Below are 19,262 nucleotides of genomic sequence, written 5' to 3' on the forward strand. Positions count from 1 at the left end.
ATGGGACGGCCGGGTGGTTACCCGGCTTCGGTCAGCGCGGGTTCGCCCAGGCGCACGATGATGACACCGGCGAGAATCAGTGCGCCGCCGAACAATTGGATGAGCCCGGGGGCTTCGCCGAGCAGCAGCCAGGCGAAGATCAAGGCGGCCAGCACCTCGGAGAGCGCGACGAAGCTGGCCAGGCGGGAGCCGAGGCGGCGGGTGGCGGCGATACCGCTGACGTAGGACAGCGCACCGGTCACCACGCCGAGGACCAGCAGCGGTATCCACCACGCGACGGTGAAGTCTTGGAACACAACGGGATTCGTCGTCATTCGCAGCGGCAGGATGCCGATCGCGCCGACGGCCAGCAGGGCCAGTCCGCCGATGAGCAGGCCGCCCGCGGCGAGCACCGTGCCCGGCACCGCTTCCCCGCCGTGGGCGGAGAGGACGAAGTAGAAAGCCGCGCCCACCATGGAGCCCAGCGCCCAGAGCAGGCCGACGCCCGTGGCGCTGAGTCCGGAGACCAGATCCAGGACCAGAACCAGGCCCAGCAGGCCGAGGACCGCTCCGAAAACGGTCAGGGCTCCGGGCTTTTCGCCCTTGTTCAGCCACAACCATCCCACCACCGCGATCGGTGCGGTGAATTCGACCAGCAGGGCGACCCCGACCTCCATGTGGGCGACGGCGTTGAAGAACGTCAACTGGGTACCGGCGACCGCGAGCAGGCCGTAGGCGACGAGCAATTTCATGTTCTCGCGCACCGGCTTCCAGTCTCCGCGCAGCTGTATCGCGGCGAACGGGGCGAGCACCGCGGCGGCCAGCAGTACACGCACCGCGACGGCGGCGGCCGAGGTCCATCCCGCGTTCATCAATCCTCGGGCCAGCGGCCCGGACAGTCCGAACGACGACGCGGACAGCAGGGCGAAGAGCAGACCCGACCGCAGGCGGCTCCGTACTGCTGTGTCATGAGTCAAAGTCGTCATGACTAATGACGCTAAGGTCGGCTTGGTAATATGTCAACATGCCTTTTGCTCATGACACCATTGGCGCGATGGCCGCGGCGGTGGAGCTGGTGAACTCGGCCGAGGAACCGGACAAGCCGGATACGCTGACCGAAACCGGCCAGCTCGCGGAGTTTTTCGTCAGGCACGGCTACACCGGCGCGCGCACCGGCGACGCCGAGGAGTTGGCGGCTGTCCGCGCACTGCGTCCGGCGCTGCGGCGACTGCTCACCAGCGACCGCGACACCGCGGTCGCACTGGTCAACGACATCCTGGCCGAGCACCGGGCGGTCCCGCGCCTGGTCCGCCACGACGATCTCGACTACCACATCCACGCGGTCCCGCCCGAGGCCCCGCTGCCGGTGCGCATCGCCGTCGAAACCGCCATGGCCATGATCGACCTCATTCGCGCCGACGAACTCTCCCGCCTCGCCGTCTGCGCTGACGACAATTGCGAGGGCATCGTTCTCGACCTGTCCCGCAACCGTTCGCGCCGCTACTGCAGCACCGCCTGCGGCAATCGCAATGCGGTGGCGGCCTACCGCGCTCGGCGCAGGTGAGTCAGTCCTCGATCCAGGAACCGTGGATGCCGCCGGGCACCCGTCGGGGTAGCTCCACCGCGGCAATGGGTGGGGCGGTGAAATCGTGGGCATCGAGAATCAACAGTTCCGAGCGGCCCGTGGCATGGTCGCCGACGAGGGTGAGCAGATAGCCGTCGTCCTCGCCCGCGCCGTCCGCGGCGGGGACGAAGACCGCCTCGCCGGGAATGCGCCCCGCTCCGGTCGCGGCGAGGGCGCGTGCGCCGGTGTCGTTGTCGTACTTGACGATTCCCGTGCCCGCGAACCCCGAACCGGGGAAGGCCACCGCATAGCTGTATCGATTGCGCTGGCCGATATAGGCGTCGTTGATGGTGGGGAAGTCGGTGATCAGACTGTCGAGCACCTCCTCGCTCGCGCGCCCGCTCACCGGATCGAGCGTGTACCGGTGTTGCAGCGCACCGCCATTCGGGCTCGTCGGATATCCGGGCGCGCCGATCCACCACTTCCACGAGATCTCCCACGCGGATCGGTCGAAACGCGGCCCCTCGACCACCACACGCCCGGCGTCGTCCTCGTAGGAGTTCGAAATATGCAGCAGTGCACCAGGTTCCACGTCGTACCAGGTGACCGGCCCGCCGGAGCGCGACATCACGCCGATGCGCGGCCGGTACGAATCGCTCCATCGATAGGGGATCCCCGAGGCCTCACTGGGATCGAAGACCACCGACATATCGAGCCACACCACATAATTCGCGGTGATCCCGAAGTCGTGCATGAGCGAGGGCCCCGCCCCCTCGACCGGCTGCTGCCGCGTGATGACCCCCGCCGCGGAGGCGACGTAGTAGATCAGATGTGGTGCGATCGGTGAATAGGCGAAGAAGTGCAGCTCACCGGTGACCGGATCCTGTTTGGGGTGGGCCGTCATGGCGGTGGTGAGCTTTCCGCCGAAGTCGTAGGCCCCCAGGGTTTCCAGCTCGGGTGAGAGCTCGAACGGCAGGTTGGCCTCCTGGAGCGCGAGAATGCGTCCCGCGTGCTCGATGACGTGTGTCCCGGCCACGCTGGCGGTGAGATCGACACTGCCGTCCGCGCGGGTGTACGGCGCACCGTCCAGGGCCGGTGTGCGCACCCAGCGGTTGCGGTACCACTCGGCCGTGCCGTCACGCAGTCGCAGGCCGTGGATCATGCCCGCGCCCTTGAACCAATGAGTCGGTGTATCACCGGGTTTCGGATTGTGGCCGTTGCGGAAGTACCTGCCGTTCAACTCGGCGGGTAGCGCGCCGCGCACGGTGAGACCGTGCGCCGTCGCCTCGTCGGGGACGGGTTCGTAGTGGCCGGTGAGGTAGGGCTTGGCGAGCATGGCGGTTCTCCTGGTGAATCGCGGGGTGATCAGAGCGTTTCGGGAATCAGGACGACTTTCCCGGTGACCGTGCGTGATTCGGCCAGGGTGAGGGCGCGTCCGGCCTCGGTGAGGGGAATGCGGGCGGCGATCTGGGGGTGTAGTTCGCCGTTGGCCGCGAGGTCGAAGACGGCACGCAGGTCCTCGGCCAGCCGATTGTGGAAACGCGTCCGGTTCCGGCTGCCCTGCCAGATGTTGTAGAAATGCGCATTGCGCTTGTTGGGCACCATGTTCCACAGCGCCAGTCGGGCGAGGAGCTTCAGGACCGGCAGCCGGGAATTGCCGTCGTCGTCCTTGGTCGACGCGGTCCCGTAGGCGACCAGGGTGCCGCCAGGTGCGAGCAGTCGGAACGAGTCGACGATGCCGGGCCCGCCGATGTGGTCGAAGACCGCGGCCACGCCATCGGGTGCGATATCGCGGACCCGCCGCGCCACGTCGTCGCGATAGTCGACCGGAATCGCCCCGAGTGCGGCGACCTTCTCCGCATTGCGCGCCGAGGCGGTGCCGATGACCCGCACCCCGGCGATCCGGGCCAGCTGCACCAGCGTGGAGCCCACTCCGCCATTGGCCCCGTGTACCAGAATCGTCTGCCCCGCCGTGACTTTCGCGACCCGGTGCAGCATCTGCCAGGCGGTGATTCCATTGACCACGAAGGTCTCCGCCGCGGCCGCGTCCAGCCCCTCCGGTACCGCCACCAGATCGGCGGCGTCGAGCAGTACGTGAGTGCTCCACCCGCCGGTCTTGGTCAGCGCCGCGACCCGCCGCCCCACGAGCCGAGGATCCACCGCGTCTCCGACGGCCGCGACCGTACCGACCAGGTCGTATCCGGGCACGAACGGGAAGGGCGGCTGATCGTAGTACTTGCCGCGCCGCATCTGCTGTTCGGCGAAGGAGACCCCGGTGGCCTCCACCCGCACCACGGCCTGCCCGGGTGCGGGCGGCGGCAGTTCGCGCTGCTCGACGCGGAGTTCGTGCGGTTCGACCCGCCCGGGAAGGACGACTTCGAGGGCGGTGATCGTGTTATGCGACATGGCGTTCTCGCTTTCGGTGATGGTGAGTGATTGGTCAGTCACTCAATGGTGAAGAAAAATGCCCCGAGGACGGGGCGGTGGAAAGGCCGCGGACTATCCGACGCTGCCATCCGGATGGCGGATACCGGCGGTGAGAATTCCGGCCCAACCGCCAGCGTGGCCGTCGAGTTCGAGGGTGGTGATGAGGTGACAGAGCTGGCCGTAGGCGATGAACCGCTGCACCTGCTCATCGGCCGCGCCCGAGCGGGTCTTGGCGTAGTCGGTGACGCGGGCCAGCCCGCGCCGGAGGGCTTCGGCGATATCGGGAACGGCGGTCGCCGACTGAGCATGCACCTGCACCATGAGCAGGCGGTTGTCGGCGATGAGTTCCGCATAGGCTCCGCCCATTTCGTGCAGTACGGCCTCCGGATCGTTCGCCGCCGCACGGGCCGCGCCCTTGGCGAGCGCACCTTCGACGAGTTCGAAGCAGCGGTCCAATGCCGCGACGAACAACTCCACCTTGCTGGGGAAGAGCTTGAAGACATAAGCGGGCGAAATGCCCGCCTTCGCCGCCACGGTATTGATCGGAGTGCCGTGGTAACCCGTCCGGGCGAACTCGGTGATCGCCGCATCGACGACGGCTTCCCGTCGAAGGTCGGAGGTGGAGAGGGTCGCCCCGCGCTTCGTCATGTGAGTGACTGTACACTCACTCTTTGGCGGGCCGCAACCGTCAGCGCGCGAGCCGCCCACCCAGCCCGTCGAGCAGCGCGGTGAGTCCGTAGTCGAAGCCATTGTCCGGTGCGGCGTTGTAATCGGTTCCGGCCGAGGCGTTCTCGAGACGGGCGCGGAGCGCGGGGAAGCGCATGGCGACCTCGGCGGCCTGGGCCATGGCCGCGGCGACCTCGGCTTCCGGGTCACCCTTGCCCAGGCTGAGTTTGCGCTTGAGGGAGATGGTCGCGGCGGCTCCGACGGCATTGCCGAGTACGAACATGAAGACCGTGGCGGCGGCCCGGTCGGCCTCGGCGGCCTCGAATCCGGCGCGTTCGAAGACGGTGAGAATGCGGTCGTCGTAGCGAGACTTGTTGGGGCCGTAGACGAGATACCCGGACAGCACCTGCACCAGCCAGGGGTGCCGGGAGATCATCCCGTACATTCCGGTGGCCATCCGCTCGGCCGCGGTGCGCCAGTCGAGAGCGTCGATATCGGGCAGGTCGATCTCGCCCCAGACCTCGTCGGTGGCCAACCGCACCAGGTTGTCCTTGTTCTTGACATGCCAATACATGGCCGTCGCCGCGGAGTCCAGCCGTTTGCCGAGGCTGCGCATGTTCAGCCCGTCGAGGCCCTCCTCGTCGAGGAGTTCGATCGCCGTCGAGACGATCTGTTCGCGGGTGAGGGTATCGCGTGCCATGCCCACACCCTAGGTGCCGACGACGGTCTTGCACAAAGTTCAAGAAAGTACTTGCACTAAGTTCAAGGCACGCTGTACGTTCTACTTGTACTTAGTTCAAGTGTCCGCCGCAGCGGTGGCCAGCAGTAGGGAGAACCACCATGAACGCCCTTTTCGCCGCCATCGACGTCACCATCGCCGCCGCCTTCCTGAGCATGCCGTTCGTGCGAAATCGCTACGGCGGCACGGCGATGGCGAGTGCGCAGGCCGAGCTGGCGCGCCAAGGCGTGCGCACCACCGCGCTGCACGAGAACGGCATGCGCTTCGACGCCAGCGGTCACGAATGGTGGGCCCCTTCGGCTTTCGCCACGCTCATGATCGCGCTGGCCGGAATCAATCTCGCCGATCTGTCCTGGGCGCGGCCCCTGAACTGGATCGTGCTGACGCTGGTGCTGCTGGCCAATTGCGTCATCGTCTACAGCAATCTCACCGCCGAGCGTTCGGTTCGCGCGGCCTTCGGGCGCAAGAACGATCCGGAATTGGCCCGCATCGATGTGCCCGCGCTGTTGAAAGCGGCCGAGGACGGCTTTCCGGCATGGACGTGGACGCTGCAGACCATTCGCAACACGCTCGTGTTCGGTGGCACCATCGCGGGCCTTGTCGTCCTGGCCCTTTCGTGAGTCGATGACGCTGTGGCATTCACCGCTCGGCTGTACGGGCGTACGAATCCGGTGTTAGCGTGCCCCTGCTCGATTCGGGGACTGGTTGGGAGTCTGTTCGACAATGATGACGAGACGGCAGGGGCCGCAAGGTACTTACGATGTGGTTCTGATCGGCGGCGGCATCATGAGCGCCACCCTGGGAATTCTGCTCAAGCAGGTGGAGCCGACCTGGTCGATCGCGGTGTACGAGCGCCTGCCGGAACTGGCGGGGGAGGCCTCGGCGGCCTGGCACAATGCCGGAACCGGACATGCGGGCCTGTGCGAACTCAACTACACCTCGGAAAGTCCCGATGGCACAGTCGATATCGCGAAAGCGCTGCGCGTCAACGAGCAGTTTCAGCTCAGCAGACAGTTGTGGGCCTCCCTGGTGGATGCCGAAATTCTCGGCAAGCCACAGGAATTCATCAATCCGGTACCGCATATGACCTTCGTGCGCGGCGCGCGGGACGTGGAGTATCTACGTCGACGCCACCGCGCCATGTCCGACAATGTGTTGTTCGGGGCCATGCAGTTCAGCGAGGACCCCGAGGTGATCGAGGAGTGGGCTCCGCTGTTGCTGCGCGGGCGCGCGAAGGACGAGCCGATCGCCGCCACCCGCGATATCACCGGCAGTGATGTGGATTTCGGGGCGCTGACGCGACAGTTGTTCGCGCACTTGCGAACCGTCGGCGTCGATGTGTACACCCGCCACGAGGTGCGCGGGCTGCGTCGCAACAACGACGGCTCCTGGAAATTGCGCATTGTCGCCACCGATGACACCGACGACCGCATCAGCTCCAAGGTCGACGCGAAATTCGTCTTCGCGGGAGCGGGCGGCTGGGCGCTGAAACTCTTGCAGAAGGCGGGAATTCCCGAGGCGCGCGGTTATGGCCTGCTCCCCGTCAGCGGCCGGTTCCTACGCTGTGACAATCCGGCCGTCATCGAACGCCACGAGGCCAAGGTGTACGGCAAGGCTCCGGTCGGCGCGCCGCCGATGTCCATGCCGCACTTGGATACTCGCGTCGTGGATGGTCGGCGCACCATTCTGTTCGGGCCCTATGCGGGCACCAGTCCGAGGTTTCTGAAGAACGGTTCCCGTTTCGATGCGCTCGCCTCGTTGCGGCCGCACAATCTGATTCCCTTGGCGCGCATGGCCATGGGCAATCTGCCGCTGATCTGGCTGCTGGTCACGCAATTGGCCGCCACCCGGCGCAAGAAACTGAGCGCGCTGCGCGAATTCTTCCCGGCCGCCGTGGCCGACGAGTGGACCTGGATCACCGCGGGCCAGCGCGCCCAGATCGTGAAGGCCGATCCGAGGAAGGGTGGCATTCTCGAATTCGGCACCGAGGTCGTCGCGTCCGGTGACGGGTCCATCGCGGCGGTCCTGGGTGCGTCGCCCGGCGCGTCCACCGCCCCCGCCATCCTGTTGGAGGTGTTGAATCGCTGCTTCCCGCACTACCGCGCGCTCTGGGCGCCGCGGTTGCGCGAGCTCATGCCCACGCTGGGCCGCGATCTCGCCGACGACGAGGTCCTGGCCCGCCGCACCATGATTCGGACGGCGGAAATCCTCGGCCTGACCGCGCTGGGCGCTGGCTGACCATGCCGCGCTAGGTCCGGCCGTGGACATCCCTCGCCGCAGCCGGTATGAAAATGGAACACGTTTCAATTCTGAGGGAGATGCGATGGACAGCGCGACCATGGGCGCACTGGTGATGGACGGCTTCAAGAAGCTCGGCTTCATCCAGTTCGCCGGAATCGAGTCGGAGGATTACGCCAGCGGCCGCAGCGTCGTGCGGATGGCGGCCCGGCCCGAGCATCTCAATCACAATGGCGACGTGCACGCGGCCATGCTCTTCGGGCTCGCGGAGACCGCGGCCATGGGCGCGGCCGTCTCCGGCATCGTCGATCTGATGGCCGACACCTTCATCGTCGCCCGCGACGGCCGGATCGAATACCTGGCCCGGGCCAAGGGGGAGCTGGGCCCGTTCTTCGCCACCTCCGAACTCCCCGACGACCTCGTCGCCCGCATGCGCGCGAATATCGCCGCACGCGAGGAGAACGAACTCGCGGTGCCCGTCACCATTGCCGACAGCACCGGAAAGGCCGTCGCCACGGCGACTTTCACCGCGGTCATCCGGCCGCGTCGAGTGTGACAATCGGGAGGTGGTGGTGAGCGTGCAGGTGCGGACGGCGACGGTGCGCGATGCCGAGGCGATCGAGGATCTGCTGTCCGAACTGCACGCGCACTACGGGCGGGCGAAGACGGTGTCGATCCAGCGCCGCACCCGGTTCGCCTATTTCCCGGACGGCGAGGTGAGTAGCGATGCGCCGATTCTGGCGGTGCTGGACGGGCTGCCCGTCGGGCTGGTCACCTTCGGTGTCGCGGCCGCGTACGCCGATAGACCGAGCTACGCGTTCGTGCGGGAATTCTGTGTCGCCGAGCGCTTTCGCGGACAGGGCATCGGGCGGGCGTTGCTGGCCGAGGTGCGGGAACGTGCCACGGCGCGGGGCTGTGAGCACGTCGAATGGGGCGGCAAAGCCGAGACCACGCCCGACACCCTCGAGCGCACCGAAATGTATTGCGAATCAGGTCTGCTCGGCTTCCAACCCGATCCGGCCCAGGCGCGTCGGAAGCAGCGGCTGCGCGAGCTCGCTGCCGAATCCGGCTGGGCGGCACCGACGATCGTGAACCATCGCGACACCATGCTCGAGTACGGGGTGGGCGATGTGCTGGCCGAGGGTGAGGTCCCCTTCGCGATTCTCGGTGACGGCCGACTGGTGCGGGCCCGTTTTCGCACCTTGTGCGTCGCGGGTTACTACACCAAGGATGAGGAGACCCGGTGGACGCTCCTGCTCGACGGTGAGCCCCTCCGCGTGGCGACGGGGTCCGCGCTGCTCGCCGTGGACAGCGAATTCGCCCGCGGCGAGCGGCTTCCCGAGCGGACGCGGCCACATCCGGGTGGCGGCGAGGCCGTGCGCTACGACTATTTCTACGGCCACCACCTCGGATGGACCACCGGCCATCTCACCTATGTCATCGATGCGGTGGCCCGCACCGTCAGCGTGATCGAGGAGCTCACCTTCGATCCGGATTAGCGTTCGCTGTCGAGTATCGCCATCTGTTCCGCGGCATAGCGATCTCCCGCCACCGCCTCGGCTGGTACGGCGGCCGCGATGGCGGACAGTTCCTCGGCCGTGAGGCGGATCTCCAGGGCGGCAACGGCTTCCGCCCAGCGGTCCGGCCGACGCGCGCCGATGATCGGGACGATATCCGTGCCCTGAGACAGTACCCAGGCGATGGCCAGCTGGGCGACGGTCACGCCGCGCCGTGCGGCGATGGCGGCGAGCGCGTCCACCAAACGCAGGTTGGCCGTGAGGTTCTCACCCTGGAAGCGGGGGCTGTGGGCACGGAAGTCGGTGGCGCTCAGGGCGACGCCGCCGCGCAGCGAATCGCTGAGCAGGCCCCGGGACAGCACGCCGTAGGCGGTGATGGCGATGCCGAGTTCGCGTGCGGTGGGCAGGATTTCGGCTTCGATACCGCGCGAGACGAGCGAGTATTCGATCTGTAGATCGGCGATCGGGTGTACGGCCGCGGCGCGCTTCAGGGTGTCCGCGCCCACCTCGGAGAGGCCGATATGGCGCACGAACCCGGCCTCGACCATCTCCGCGATGGCCCCGACGGTGTCCTCGATGGGCACGGTCGGATCCAGCCGGGCGGGCCGGTAGATATCGATGTGATCGGTGCCGAGCCGCTGCAACGAGTAGGCGAGGAAATTGCGGATCGCCTCGGGACGGGAATCGACACCGCCCCAGCTGTTGTCGGGTCCGCGTAGCGCGCCGAATTTGACGCTCAGCACCACCTCGTCGCGATCGCGCTCGGAAAGCGCTGTGCGAACGAGGCTTTCATTGTGGCCCATACCGTAGAAGTCGCCGGTGTCGATGAGGTTCGCCCCGGAGTCGAGCGCGGCGTGGATGGCGGCGATGGAGGTGGCGTCGTCGGTGGCCCCGTACATTCCGGACATGCCCATGGCTCCGAGTCCGAGGCGGGAGACGCGGGGGCCGGTGTCGCCGAGGCGGGTGGTGTCGAGTGTGGTCATGGCTCGATCCTGCGTCGGTGCGGAACGCGGCGGCAGGACCCGTTTATCCAGGGTTCGGCAATCCCTGGTTACTTTCCGGATTCGGGGGAGAGTGGAGGGGTGGACCGTGACGAACTAGCCGATTTCCTGCGTCGCCGCCGGTCGGTGCTGCAACCCTCGGAGGTGGGGTTGCCGCCCGGCGCCCGGCGGCGCACCCCGGGGCTGCGCCGCGACGAGGTGGCCTTGCTGGCTGGCGTCTCCACCGACTACTACACCCGCATGGAACAAGCCCGCGGTCCGCGCCCGTCGACCCAGGTGCTCGCGGCCTTGGCGCGGGCGCTGCGGCTCACCGACGGTGAGCGCGACCACCTCTACCACCTGTGCGGCCACGAGCCGCCGCGCAATGGGGATCCGCATGTCGGTCCCGGCCTGCTGCACGTGCTCGCCAAACTCGACGACACCCCGGCCTGCGTCATCTCCGACCTGGGCGAGGTGCTGGTGCAGAACCGCATGCACATCCTGCTCGCCGGGGATTTCAGCGCCCGGCGCGGGCTGGACCGCTGCGTTCCGTGGCTGTGGTTCACCGCCGTCGAGGAGCGGCACCGTTTCCCGGCCGACAATTGGGACGAACTCTCCCACCACCATGTCGTCAGTCTCCGGGCGACGGCGGCGCGCCGCTGCGGCGATGCCGATGTCACCGATCTGGTGCGACGGCTGCGCGAGCGGAGTCCGGAGTTCGAGCGGCTCTGGAACGAGCACGAGGTCGGCGCGGGCACCGGGTACGCGAAGCGCATGATCCACCCGGAGGTCGGCCTGCTCGAGCTGGTGTGCGAGCCGCTGCTCACGCCGAGTGCCGCCCGCCATCTGCTGGTCTACTACCCGAAACCCGGCACCGACGCCCAGGAGAAACTGGACCTGCTGCGGGTCATCGGTACCCAGGTTCTGAGCGGCTGACCCCTGTTTCGGGCCCGGCCCCTCCCACCGAATTCGGTAGCGGACGCTCGGTACGCTGAGTTCGCGTGCCCGATTCGACGGAGGGGGAGGGTAATGACGTACGGCAATGGTCCGGGCGACCCGGGGTATCAGGGCTGGGGGCAGCCCCATGGCAATACCGAGCCGTCCGCCGGATACTCATTGCCCTACGGCGGTGCGTATCCGACGGTCCCCGGTCAGCAGCCGAACTACGGTCAGCCGAATTGGTCCGCGCCCCAATCGAATCCGCCATCGGGCAATCGCGGCCCGCTCATCGCGCTCGCCGTGGTGTCGGTGCTCGCGGTGGCGGTGGTGACCGGGGTGGCGGTGTGGGCGCTCAATCGCGATACCGGCCCGTCCGGTCCCGTGGCGAGCGCGACCAGCACCGCCGCGGCGACCACCACCTCGGCCAAGCCGACCACGACCACGTCGACGACCAGTCCGACGAGCACGGGCGAGGCCGGGATCGTGCCGACCCGTCCGAGCGTCAACCCGCCGCGCGACGGTCGCGCCGGACCCGTCGCCGGACCCACCTACGGTCCGGGCGAGGACCTCTACCACTTCAAGGTCTCCGGCAATGTGCCCTTCGACTACGACCTGCCCGGGACCTGGGGTTGCGTGGTGGGCAGTACCAAGATCACGGTCATGGCGGTGAAGGTGTGCCGCGACGAGACCGGCGGCACCGACGCGGGCGGCTGGATCGGTATCGACGGCTGCGCGAACGGGTGTGCCGAGGCCGATTACCTGGTGTTCCGCGACAAACTCCCGATCGACGCACCCAACTGGCGGGTCGTCGACGCCAATACCCAGTACGCCGAACTCTCCGGTGAGCTCAATGGCAAACAGGCGCTGCGCGTGGCGATGACCTACACCTTCGCCTCCCGCGCGGGCGGCCCACTCGACACCATCGCTTTCGCTCAGATGACCGGTGCGCCGTCCGACCGGGAGACCATGCAGAAGATCCTCAACGAGATTCGAATCCGCGCTCAGGGCTGAGGAATTCGGCGCTTGCGCGGTTTCAGGTGCAGCCCCGGCAGCGGGGGAGCCGGAATCCGTTGCTCCGGAGGATGTCCCGCGATATCGGGAAAGCGGTCGAGATCGCGGGACTCCCAATCGTTTCGGGCCGCCTCGATCTCGTCGTGGCTGCGCGCCACGAAGTTCCACCACATGACCAGGTCTTCGCCGAACGGTTCACCGCCGATGAGCAGCACATGCGCGCCAGCGGTGTCGTGCAGGCGAATCTCGGTGCGGTCACTGCCCAGGTAGAACAGGCTGCCGGGGGCTACCTCGGTGTCCTCGACGCGCAGCGCGCCCTCGATGACCAGGACCGCGTGCTCGAAGGCGGGGTCCACGGGCAGGGCGGTATCGGTCCCCGCGTCGACGCGCAGATCCGCCCCGACGATCGGGGTGTAGGCCATGGCCGGTGATGTGACGCCGCCCAGTGCGCCGATCAGGACGGTGCCGCGCACACCCGGCAGTTCGAACTCCGGCAGATCCCGGTGCTGCTCGAAATGCGGTGCGACAGCGACCTTGTCGCCCGGCAGCGCGATCCACAGCTGGAGTCCGTGCCCGGAGGTGTGGCCCGGCACCCGGTACTCCGAATGCGCGATACCGCGGCCGGAGGTCATGAGGTTGAGCTGTCCCGGCCAGATCTCCACATCCGAGCCGACACTGTCGCGGTGGCGAATGCGGCCGTCCAAAGGCCAAGTGACGGTTTGCAATCCGATATGCGGATGCGGCTCTATGTCGTGGCCTTCAGGATTGGCGGGCGAACCCGACCCGAAATGGTCGAGAAAGCACCACGCGCCCACGGTGGGCAGATCGCGCTGCGGCAGCGACCGGTGCACGGTGACACCGCGGACGCCGCCGAGCGGCACCTCACGCGCGGGGAAGAAGTCCGCGCGCGGCCCGGGCCGACCGGAGGATTCGCACAGCGCCTCCTCCGGCCGAGTCTCCAGGTCGCTCAACGCTTGATGCCTTTGCCCACCACGTGCTCGTCGAATTCCGGGTGCTTGTCGAGCCAGCTCTTGATGAACGGGCAGCGCGGGACGATGGCCCGGCCGCGCTTGATCACATCCTCGACGGCCTCGCGCGCCAGCACGCTGCCCAGACCCTTACCGCCGAATTCGCTGTCCACCTCGGTGTGAATGAAGGTGGTGTCGTTGTCGTTCTCCCGAATCTCGGCGAAACCGGCGAGTGCGGTGCCGTACCAGACCTCGTACCGATGCTGCGAGTCATTGCGTACGACCGTGGTCGCGACAGCCTGTTCACTCATATTCAGTGCTCCTTCCGCACCCGCACCGGATGTTTGCTCATGATCGACACGCGATTGAACGCGCCGATCGTGGTCGCTGCCCAGATCAGCACGGATATCTGGTCATCCGACAAATATTGCCGCGCAGCAGCATACTCACGCTCGGTGATCTCCTCATCCGGTAACGAGGTGACCACTTCGGCGAGCCGCAGCGCGGCCTGTTCCTGGTCGGAGTACAGCTCCGGACTGCGCCGCCACGCCGCCAGAACGGCCAGTTGCTGGTGCGTGACCCCCGCCTCGACCGCGGCCCGCTCGTGCAGATCGAGGCAGTACGGGCACCGGTTGAGTTGGGAGACACGAACATTCACCAACTCCATGACCGCTCGACTCAAATCGACGGCCGCGGCGGCGTTTCGGACGGACAGCGCCACACCGGTGAGCGCGTGATAGATGGCCGGTGCCTGCTTGTCGATCCAGACACGGGCGTGAACAGCGTGGGACTGCATAGTCGGTTCATCGTATGCGGAAGGTTGGCCGAGCGCTCAGTCGACGGTCAGCACGATCTTGCCCCGGGTACGTCCGGTCTCGCCGTGGGCATGCGCCTTCGCCGCGTCCGCGAGCGGGAACACGGTATCGATCTCGGCACGCAGACGGCCCTCGGTCACGAGCCGGACGATATGGGTCAGGCCCGCCGCGTCGGGTTCCACCACGGTCCAGCCCACGTGCAGATCGGGGGCGTCGACGGTGGTCGGGCCGGGCAGCGTCACCAGGTGCCCGCCAGGGCGCAGCACACGCAGCGAGCGCGCGACGTACTCGCCGCCGATACCGTCGAGCACGATATCGATATCGCGGACGCTCTCGGCGAAATCGACTGTCGTGTAATCGATTACCTCGTCCGCGCCGAGTCCGCGCAGGAAGTCGTGATTGTCGGTGCGCGCGGTGCCGATCACGTACGCGCCGTGCGCCTTGGCGATCTGGACGGCGAGATGTCCGACACCGCCCGCGGCCGCGTGCACCAGGACCCGCTGCCCGGCGCGGATTCCGGCGTTGTCGACCAGGCTCTGCCACGCGGTGAGCGCCGCCAGCGGCAGCGCTGCGGCGTGCACGTGGTCGAGCTCGGCGGGTTTGCGCACGAAGTGCCGGGTCGCGCCCACCACGTATTCGGCGTAGGCCCCGGCCTGCGTGGGGAAGCCGGGCATGCCGAACACCTCGTCCCCGGGCTGGAACAGGGTGACGCCAGGGCCCACGGCGGCCACCGTGCCGGAGACGTCCCAGCCGGGAATGGGCGTCTCGCCCCAGCCGATGAGCTCGCCGGATGCTCGGGTCTTCCAGTCCACCGGATTCACGCCAGCCGCGTGCACGCGCACCAGGATCTGGCCCATACCCGGCTCGGGTCGTTCGATCTCGGTGGGGGTCAGCACGTCCGGGCCGCCCCACTCTCGAATCACCATGGCACGCATAGTGTTTCCGCTGTTCATGATCGCTGTTCCTTTCGTCGGGGAGATGAGCGGAATCAGCGTGCCCCGAATCCAACCACCGCAGTAGTGGCCGGATGGACAACATGTGACAGGATCTGGCCATGCTCGAGAAGTCGCGAATCCACCCGGCGGCACCGCATCGCGTGGTGGTGCTCGCCCTCGATCACGTGCACGTCTTCGAACTCGGGATTCCGGCGCGGGTGTTCCATACCGCGGGCGATGGGGGAGCGCCGCTCTACGAAGTGCTGGTGTGCAGCGTGGACGGGCGACCGGTCATCACGGCCGAAGGTGTGCGCGTCGCCGTCGAGTACGGTCCGGAGATCCTGGCCACCGCCGACACGGTGATCGTGCCGCCGTCGGAGGATCTCGGCGACCTGCATGTCGGCGGGGCGCTGCCGCCCGCGCTCGCCGAGGCCCTGGGCCGGGTGCGCACCGGCGCGCGCATGGTGTCCATCTGTACGGGCAGCTATGTGCTGGCGGCGGCCGGTCTGCTCGACGGCCAGCCCGCCACCACGCATTGGCAGCGCTCGGAGGAGTTCCGTCGGGCCTACCCCAAGGTCCAGGTCGACGAGGACGTGCTCTTCGTCGACAACGGCGACGTACTCACCGCCGCCGGGGCCGCCGCCGGAATCGACCTGTGCCTCTACCTGGTCCGCCGCGACCACGGCACCGCCGTCGCCAACCATGCCGCCCGCCGCCTCGTGGTGCCGCCCTGGCGTGACGGCGGGCAAGCCCAGTTCATCGAACGCCCCGTCCCGGCACCCACCACGGCCTCGACCGCGCCGACCCGGGCGTGGGTGCTCGACCGCCTCGATCAGCCGATCACCCTGGAGGACATGGCAACCCACGCCCGGATGAGCGTGCGGACCTTCACCCGCCGGTTCCGCGACGAGGTGGGGACCACCCCGGGGCGCTGGCTCACCACACAGCGGTTGGACCGGGCGCGGGAATTGCTCGAGAACACCGATCACCCCATCGACCTGGTTGCCGATCGGGCGGGGTTCAATACCGCGAATTCGCTGCGCCAGCATATGCGGGCGGTGTTGGGGACGTCGCCGCATGCCTATAGGCGGGCGTTTCGGGGGGTTTTGGCCTGAGCGGTCGATTCCCGCGCTCGGACGGCGATTCTCGCCTTCGGACGCCGATTTCCGACCGGTGAGGCCAATCGCTCACCAGGAATAAACCCAACCAAGATCCAGTTCATCCCGCTGAACCGATCCCCTCAGATCTCGGAGCCCGCCATGACCCTGAGTACCGTCGGCGCGAGTGTGCGCACGCGCGTTCGCATCCCGCTGACCTTCGCCGACGGCTACTCGACCACCGCCGAGGCGGTGACCTTCACCGGGCTGGGGGACGGGCGCGAGCACGTGGCCTTCGTCCTCGGCGAGCCAGGGGAAACACCGTTGGTGCGGTTGCATTCGGAGTGCCTCACCGGCGATGTCTTCGGCTCCGCCCGCTGCGACTGCGGTCCGCAGCTGCGCGAGTCGGTGCAGCGCATCGCCGAAACCGGTGGCGTCCTGCTCTATCTACGTCAGGAAGGCCGAGATATCGGCCTGTACAACAAGCTCGACGCGTACGCCCTCCAGGACCAGGGCCGCGACACCTACCAGGCCAATACCGATCTCGGCTTCCCCGAGGACGCGCGCGACTACACCGCCGCGGCCCAAATGCTCTCCGCCCTGGGTATTTCCGAACTGGACCTGCTCACCAACAACCCGGACAAGTCCCGGCAGCTGATCGACCTCGGTATCGCGGTGCGCAGTACGGTGCCGACCGGCGTGCACGCCACCCCGAACAATCTGCGCTACCTGCGCGCCAAGGTCGACCACACCGGCCACACCATTCAGATCGCCTGAAGGCGCTGCCCCGCACCGTAATTCGAGGGTGCGGGGCAGCGTGTCGTCACTCCCGACCGGCCGAGGTGAACGACATATCGGCGTAGCGCGGGCCCGCCACCTGCGCGGCGATCGGCTCCAGCGTCGCCAATTCCTCGGCGCTCAGCTCGATGGTCGCCGCCGCCACGTTCTCCTCGAGTCGAGTCCGGCTGCGCGTGCCCGGAATCGGCACCACCGAGAGGCCGTCGGCCGCGGCTCGCCCCTGCACCCAGGCCAGCGCCACCTGCGCCGGGCTGATCCCGCGCGCCCGCGCGATGGCCCGCAGCGGCGCCAGCAGCTCCGCGTTGTGCTCGGCGTTGGCTCCGCTGAAGCGCGGCATGGTGCGCCGGAAATCGCTGTCGGACAACTGTTCTCCCGAGGCGAACGCGCCCGTCAGGAAGCCGCGCCCCAGCGGCGAGTACGGCACGAAGGTCACCCCGAGCTCGGCCGCCGCCGGAACCGCCGTGCGCTCCACATCGCGCGAGAACAGCGACCACTCCGACTGCACCGCCGCGATGGGATGCACCGCGTGCGCCGCCCGCAACTCGTCACCGGTCACCTCCGACAGCCCCAGCTGCCGCACCTTGCCCTGGGCGACCAGCTCCGCCATCGTGCCGACCGAATCCTCGATCGGCACCTGCGGATCGCGACGGTGCATGTAGTACAGGTCGATGACATCGATCCCGAGCCGGGTCAGGCTCGCGTCCACCGCCCGGCGGATGTAGTCCGGTGAATTGTTGACGCCCCGATAGCTCGGATCGTCGGCCCGCAGCTCGATGGCGAATTTGGTGGCCAGCACCACCTGGTCGCGGTGGGCGCGCACGAATTCGCCGACGAACTCCTCGTTGTGGCCACTGCCGTACATGTCCGCCGTATCGAACAGCGTCACGCCCAGCTCCAAGGCCCGCTCCAGGGTGGCCCGCGATTCGGCCAGGTCGGAGGGTCCGTAGAAGGCGCTCATCCCCATGCAGCCCAGACCCTGCCGCCCCACCTCGACGGTGCCCAAGGTGGCGGTGGGAAGTACCCGCGTGGTGGTCATGCGTATGTCCCTTCGCTTGCGTTCGGTGTCGCCACGGTCCGCCAGTCGACCGTCGGATTGCCCTCGTAGAAGGCGATCTTGGAGTCGAGTACGGCCATGGTCTGCTGTAGTTCGGCGATGCGGGCGAGCACCTCCGCGCGGGTCTGGCGGAACATCTCGAGGCGCTGCGGGAAGGTGGAGTCGCCCGCCCGCACCAGCTCCGCGTACCGGACCATGTCGGCCACCGACATGCCGGTGGTGCGCAGCTTGCCGATCAGCCGCAGCCAATCCAGGTCCCGGTCGCTGAACCGGCGCTGCCCGGTGTGGTTGCGGCCCACGTAATCCATCAGCCCGATGCGCTCGTACCAGCGCAACGTGTCGCGACTGAGCCCGGACCGCTCGGAGACCTCCCCGATGGAGTACCGGGGCCGTTCGTAGTCGACGCCGTTGTGCACCGCTGGTGCGCTCATCGCTCATCCCTTCCGTCGAACATCACCGACGCTAGCCACCTGGAGTGCACTCCAAGCAAGCACCATTCTGCTCCCTGTGTCATCGCGCACCCGTGGGTGGACGCGGCCCGCGCGGATGGCCGACCATTACGGAATGCTGCTCAGTACGCGCGAGGCCGATCTCTTCGAGAGCTACCGGGGCCGGTTGGAAGCGATCGCCTACCGCCTGCTGGGTTCGGCCGGTGACGCCGAGGACGCTGTGCAGGAGGTCTTCCTGCGCTGGCACGCCGCGGACCGCGAGCACATCGACGTCCCCGAAGCGTGGTTGACGAAGGTGCTCACCAACCTCTGCCTCAACCAGCTCACCTCGGCGCGGGCGCGGCGGGAAACCTATGTGGGGCAATGGCTTCCGGAGCCGGTCCTGGCCGGAGACCGCATGCTCGGTCCGGCCGACACCGTCGAGCAGCGCGAATCGGTCTCCTTCGCCATGCTCACCCTCATGGAGCGGCTCTCGCCCAACGAGCGCGTGGTGTACGTGCTGCGCGAGGCCTTCGGTTACTCGCACGCCGAGGTCGCCGAGCTGCTCGACCTCACCGAATCGAACTGCCAGCAGATCTACCGGCGCGCCAAACAGCACCTGGTCACCGGCCGGGCCCGCCAGGAGATCGACACCGCCGCCGCGCACCGGATCGTCGAGGAGTTCCTCGCCGCGGCCGCCAGCGGCGAGACCGAACCGCTGGTCAAGCTCCTGGCCGACGACGCGTTCGTGCTCGGCGACGGCGGCGGCTGGATCATGACCGTGCCCAGCCCGGTCGTCGGTGCGCTCAAGGTGGCCCGGTTCGTGCGCAACCGCTTCCGGCCCGGCACGCACGACCTCGACCGCTTCGGCGGCAGGCCGCTCGCCTACGCCGCGGTCGCCAACGGCCACCCGGCGATCGTGCTGGCGGTCGGGGAGCGCGTCGTCGCCGTCGCCGTCCTCGAGATCACCGGCGACGGCATCGTGAGCGTGCTCGGCCAGGGCAACCCCGCCAAGCTCGACCGCGCCACGCGGCAGTGGGCCGCCGCCGAGCACGGCGAACCCCTGCTCGAGATGTGGTGACCCACATCACATCATGGCCCTGTCAG

Annotated in this window: 22 protein-coding genes; 10 read left to right on the forward strand and 12 right to left on the reverse strand. The window is 67.8% G+C overall.

Annotation, left to right across the window (positions count from 1 at the left end):
* Positions 1–17: 17 nt before the first annotated feature.
* Positions 18–965 carry an EamA family transporter gene (locus ACIBH2_RS14575; RefSeq protein ID WP_397117457.1) on the reverse strand — a complete coding sequence of 316 codons (948 nt, stop codon included), beginning with the start codon at positions 963–965 and terminating at the stop codon, positions 18–20.
* A 38-nt stretch (positions 966–1,003) separates the two neighbouring features.
* On the opposite strand from ACIBH2_RS14575, the gene ACIBH2_RS14580 reads away from it, so the two are divergent.
* Positions 1,004–1,543: a CGNR zinc finger domain-containing protein gene (locus ACIBH2_RS14580; protein WP_397117459.1), complete on the forward strand. Its 540-nt coding sequence runs from the start codon at positions 1,004–1,006 to the stop codon at positions 1,541–1,543.
* A gap of 1 nt (position 1,544) precedes the next feature.
* On the opposite strand, the gene ACIBH2_RS14585 is transcribed toward ACIBH2_RS14580, so the two are convergent.
* From ACIBH2_RS14585 to ACIBH2_RS14600, 4 genes are all read right to left on the reverse strand, one after another.
* Positions 1,545–2,879, reverse strand: a complete 1,335-nt coding sequence (locus ACIBH2_RS14585; protein WP_397117461.1) for a carotenoid oxygenase family protein — start codon at positions 2,877–2,879, stop codon at positions 1,545–1,547.
* 29 nt (positions 2,880–2,908) lie between these two features.
* Entirely contained in the window at positions 2,909–3,949 is a 1,041-nt protein-coding gene (locus ACIBH2_RS14590) for a medium chain dehydrogenase/reductase family protein (protein ID WP_397117463.1), read from the reverse strand.
* Between the two features lie 93 nt (positions 3,950–4,042).
* Positions 4,043–4,618: a TetR/AcrR family transcriptional regulator gene (locus ACIBH2_RS14595; protein ID WP_397117465.1), complete on the reverse strand. Its 576-nt coding sequence runs from the start codon at positions 4,616–4,618 to the stop codon at positions 4,043–4,045.
* Between the two features lie 40 nt (positions 4,619–4,658).
* Complete coding sequence (locus tag ACIBH2_RS14600) at positions 4,659–5,336, reverse strand: TetR/AcrR family transcriptional regulator (RefSeq protein WP_397117467.1); 678 nt, start codon at positions 5,334–5,336, stop codon at positions 4,659–4,661.
* A 140-nt stretch (positions 5,337–5,476) separates the two neighbouring features.
* Between ACIBH2_RS14600 and ACIBH2_RS14605 the strand changes: the two genes are divergently transcribed.
* From ACIBH2_RS14605 to ACIBH2_RS14620, 4 genes are all read left to right on the forward strand, one after another.
* Positions 5,477–5,995: a hypothetical protein gene (locus tag ACIBH2_RS14605; RefSeq protein ID WP_397117469.1), complete on the forward strand. Its 519-nt coding sequence runs from the start codon at positions 5,477–5,479 to the stop codon at positions 5,993–5,995.
* A gap of 142 nt (positions 5,996–6,137) precedes the next feature.
* Positions 6,138–7,613 (forward strand): malate dehydrogenase (quinone), encoded by a 1,476-nt coding sequence (gene mqo, locus ACIBH2_RS14610; RefSeq protein ID WP_397117471.1) that lies wholly within the window; start codon positions 6,138–6,140, stop codon positions 7,611–7,613.
* Positions 7,614–7,698: 85 nt separating this feature from the next.
* Positions 7,699–8,169 (forward strand): PaaI family thioesterase, encoded by a 471-nt coding sequence (locus ACIBH2_RS14615; RefSeq protein ID WP_397117473.1) that lies wholly within the window; start codon positions 7,699–7,701, stop codon positions 8,167–8,169.
* Between the two features lie 16 nt (positions 8,170–8,185).
* Positions 8,186–9,112, forward strand: coding sequence for a GNAT family N-acetyltransferase (locus tag ACIBH2_RS14620; RefSeq protein ID WP_397117475.1), 927 nt, complete (start codon positions 8,186–8,188; stop codon positions 9,110–9,112).
* Here ACIBH2_RS14620 and ACIBH2_RS14625 read toward each other — a convergent pair.
* Positions 9,109–10,113 carry an aldo/keto reductase gene (locus tag ACIBH2_RS14625; RefSeq protein WP_397117477.1) on the reverse strand — a complete coding sequence of 335 codons (1,005 nt, stop codon included), beginning with the start codon at positions 10,111–10,113 and terminating at the stop codon, positions 9,109–9,111. The genes ACIBH2_RS14620 and ACIBH2_RS14625 overlap by 4 nt on opposite strands.
* Before the next feature lie 99 nt (positions 10,114–10,212).
* Between ACIBH2_RS14625 and ACIBH2_RS14630 the strand changes: the two genes are divergently transcribed.
* Both ACIBH2_RS14630 and ACIBH2_RS14635 read left to right on the forward strand, forming a co-directional pair.
* Positions 10,213–11,046: a helix-turn-helix transcriptional regulator gene (locus ACIBH2_RS14630; protein WP_397117479.1), complete on the forward strand. Its 834-nt coding sequence runs from the start codon at positions 10,213–10,215 to the stop codon at positions 11,044–11,046.
* 93 nt (positions 11,047–11,139) lie between these two features.
* Complete coding sequence (locus ACIBH2_RS14635; protein WP_397117481.1) at positions 11,140–12,060, forward strand: hypothetical protein; 921 nt, start codon at positions 11,140–11,142, stop codon at positions 12,058–12,060.
* On the opposite strand, the gene ACIBH2_RS14640 is transcribed toward ACIBH2_RS14635, so the two are convergent.
* The 4 genes from ACIBH2_RS14640 to ACIBH2_RS14655 are packed head-to-tail and all read right to left on the reverse strand — an operon-like array spanning position 12,051 to position 14,769.
* Positions 12,051–13,031 (reverse strand): pirin family protein, encoded by a 981-nt coding sequence (locus ACIBH2_RS14640; RefSeq protein ID WP_397117483.1) that lies wholly within the window; start codon positions 13,029–13,031, stop codon positions 12,051–12,053. The two genes, ACIBH2_RS14635 and ACIBH2_RS14640, sit on opposite strands and share 10 nt — an antisense overlap.
* Positions 13,028–13,339 carry a GNAT family N-acetyltransferase gene (locus tag ACIBH2_RS14645; protein ID WP_397117485.1) on the reverse strand — a complete coding sequence of 104 codons (312 nt, stop codon included), beginning with the start codon at positions 13,337–13,339 and terminating at the stop codon, positions 13,028–13,030. Before ACIBH2_RS14645 ends, ACIBH2_RS14640 begins: the two co-directional genes overlap by 4 nt.
* 2 nt (positions 13,340–13,341) lie before the next feature.
* Entirely contained in the window at positions 13,342–13,824 is a 483-nt protein-coding gene (locus ACIBH2_RS14650) for a carboxymuconolactone decarboxylase family protein (protein ID WP_397117487.1), read from the reverse strand.
* Positions 13,825–13,860: 36 nt separating this feature from the next.
* The gene (locus ACIBH2_RS14655) at positions 13,861–14,769 is read right to left on the reverse strand and encodes an NADP-dependent oxidoreductase (RefSeq protein ID WP_397117489.1); all 909 of its coding nucleotides are present in this window, start codon (positions 14,767–14,769) and stop codon (positions 13,861–13,863) included.
* A 128-nt stretch (positions 14,770–14,897) separates the two neighbouring features.
* On the opposite strand from ACIBH2_RS14655, the gene ACIBH2_RS14660 reads away from it, so the two are divergent.
* Both ACIBH2_RS14660 and ribA read left to right on the forward strand, forming a co-directional pair.
* Positions 14,898–15,893: a GlxA family transcriptional regulator gene (locus ACIBH2_RS14660; RefSeq protein WP_397117491.1), complete on the forward strand. Its 996-nt coding sequence runs from the start codon at positions 14,898–14,900 to the stop codon at positions 15,891–15,893.
* Between the two features lie 144 nt (positions 15,894–16,037).
* On the forward strand, positions 16,038–16,652 hold the full coding sequence (gene ribA / locus ACIBH2_RS14665; protein WP_397117493.1) for a GTP cyclohydrolase II: 615 nt from the start codon (positions 16,038–16,040) through the stop codon (positions 16,650–16,652).
* A gap of 46 nt (positions 16,653–16,698) precedes the next feature.
* Here the strand turns inward: ribA and ACIBH2_RS14670 are convergent, their stop codons facing one another.
* Both ACIBH2_RS14670 and ACIBH2_RS14675 read right to left on the reverse strand, forming a co-directional pair.
* Positions 16,699–17,709 (reverse strand): aldo/keto reductase, encoded by a 1,011-nt coding sequence (locus tag ACIBH2_RS14670; protein WP_397117495.1) that lies wholly within the window; start codon positions 17,707–17,709, stop codon positions 16,699–16,701.
* Entirely contained in the window at positions 17,706–18,158 is a 453-nt protein-coding gene (locus tag ACIBH2_RS14675) for a MerR family transcriptional regulator (RefSeq protein ID WP_397117497.1), read from the reverse strand. The genes ACIBH2_RS14670 and ACIBH2_RS14675 overlap by 4 nt, the downstream gene beginning before the upstream one ends.
* A 133-nt stretch (positions 18,159–18,291) precedes the next feature.
* Between ACIBH2_RS14675 and sigJ the strand changes: the two genes are divergently transcribed.
* Positions 18,292–19,236, forward strand: coding sequence for an RNA polymerase sigma factor SigJ (sigJ, locus tag ACIBH2_RS14680; RefSeq protein ID WP_397117499.1), 945 nt, complete (start codon positions 18,292–18,294; stop codon positions 19,234–19,236).
* The last annotated feature ends 26 nt before the right edge of the window (positions 19,237–19,262 follow it).

The organism is Nocardia sp. NPDC050406 (genome assembly GCF_044459025.1).
Lineage (GTDB): Bacteria > Actinomycetota > Actinomycetes > Mycobacteriales > Mycobacteriaceae > Nocardia.

Bases quoted from the DNA above. Each gene is read 5' to 3' on its own strand.
- ribA (WP_397117493.1), top strand. From the start codon at position 16,038: ATGACCCTGAGTACCGTCGGCGCGAGTGTGCGCACGCGCGTTCGCATC.
- ACIBH2_RS14595 (WP_397117465.1), bottom strand. From the start codon at position 4,618: ATGACGAAGCGCGGGGCGACCCTCTCCACCTCCGACCTTCGACGGGAA.
- ACIBH2_RS14660 (WP_397117491.1), top strand. From the start codon at position 14,898: ATGCTCGAGAAGTCGCGAATCCACCCGGCGGCACCGCATCGCGTGGTG.
- ACIBH2_RS14650 (WP_397117487.1), bottom strand. From the start codon at position 13,824: ATGCAGTCCCACGCTGTTCACGCCCGTGTCTGGATCGACAAGCAGGCA.
- ACIBH2_RS14625 (WP_397117477.1), bottom strand. From the start codon at position 10,113: ATGACCACACTCGACACCACCCGCCTCGGCGACACCGGCCCCCGCGTC.
- ACIBH2_RS14575 (WP_397117457.1), bottom strand. From the start codon at position 965: ATGACGACTTTGACTCATGACACAGCAGTACGGAGCCGCCTGCGGTCG.
- ACIBH2_RS14580 (WP_397117459.1), top strand. From the start codon at position 1,004: ATGCCTTTTGCTCATGACACCATTGGCGCGATGGCCGCGGCGGTGGAG.
- ACIBH2_RS14675 (WP_397117497.1), bottom strand. From the start codon at position 18,158: ATGAGCGCACCAGCGGTGCACAACGGCGTCGACTACGAACGGCCCCGG.
- ACIBH2_RS14635 (WP_397117481.1), top strand. From the start codon at position 11,140: ATGACGTACGGCAATGGTCCGGGCGACCCGGGGTATCAGGGCTGGGGG.
- ACIBH2_RS14605 (WP_397117469.1), top strand. From the start codon at position 5,477: ATGAACGCCCTTTTCGCCGCCATCGACGTCACCATCGCCGCCGCCTTC.
- ACIBH2_RS14655 (WP_397117489.1), bottom strand. From the start codon at position 14,769: ATGGTGATTCGAGAGTGGGGCGGCCCGGACGTGCTGACCCCCACCGAG.
- ACIBH2_RS14615 (WP_397117473.1), top strand. From the start codon at position 7,699: ATGGACAGCGCGACCATGGGCGCACTGGTGATGGACGGCTTCAAGAAG.
- ACIBH2_RS14645 (WP_397117485.1), bottom strand. From the start codon at position 13,339: ATGAGTGAACAGGCTGTCGCGACCACGGTCGTACGCAATGACTCGCAG.
- ACIBH2_RS14590 (WP_397117463.1), bottom strand. From the start codon at position 3,949: ATGTCGCATAACACGATCACCGCCCTCGAAGTCGTCCTTCCCGGGCGG.
- sigJ (WP_397117499.1), top strand. From the start codon at position 18,292: ATGCTGCTCAGTACGCGCGAGGCCGATCTCTTCGAGAGCTACCGGGGC.
- ACIBH2_RS14670 (WP_397117495.1), bottom strand. From the start codon at position 17,709: ATGACCACCACGCGGGTACTTCCCACCGCCACCTTGGGCACCGTCGAG.
- ACIBH2_RS14600 (WP_397117467.1), bottom strand. From the start codon at position 5,336: ATGGCACGCGATACCCTCACCCGCGAACAGATCGTCTCGACGGCGATC.
- ACIBH2_RS14585 (WP_397117461.1), bottom strand. From the start codon at position 2,879: ATGCTCGCCAAGCCCTACCTCACCGGCCACTACGAACCCGTCCCCGAC.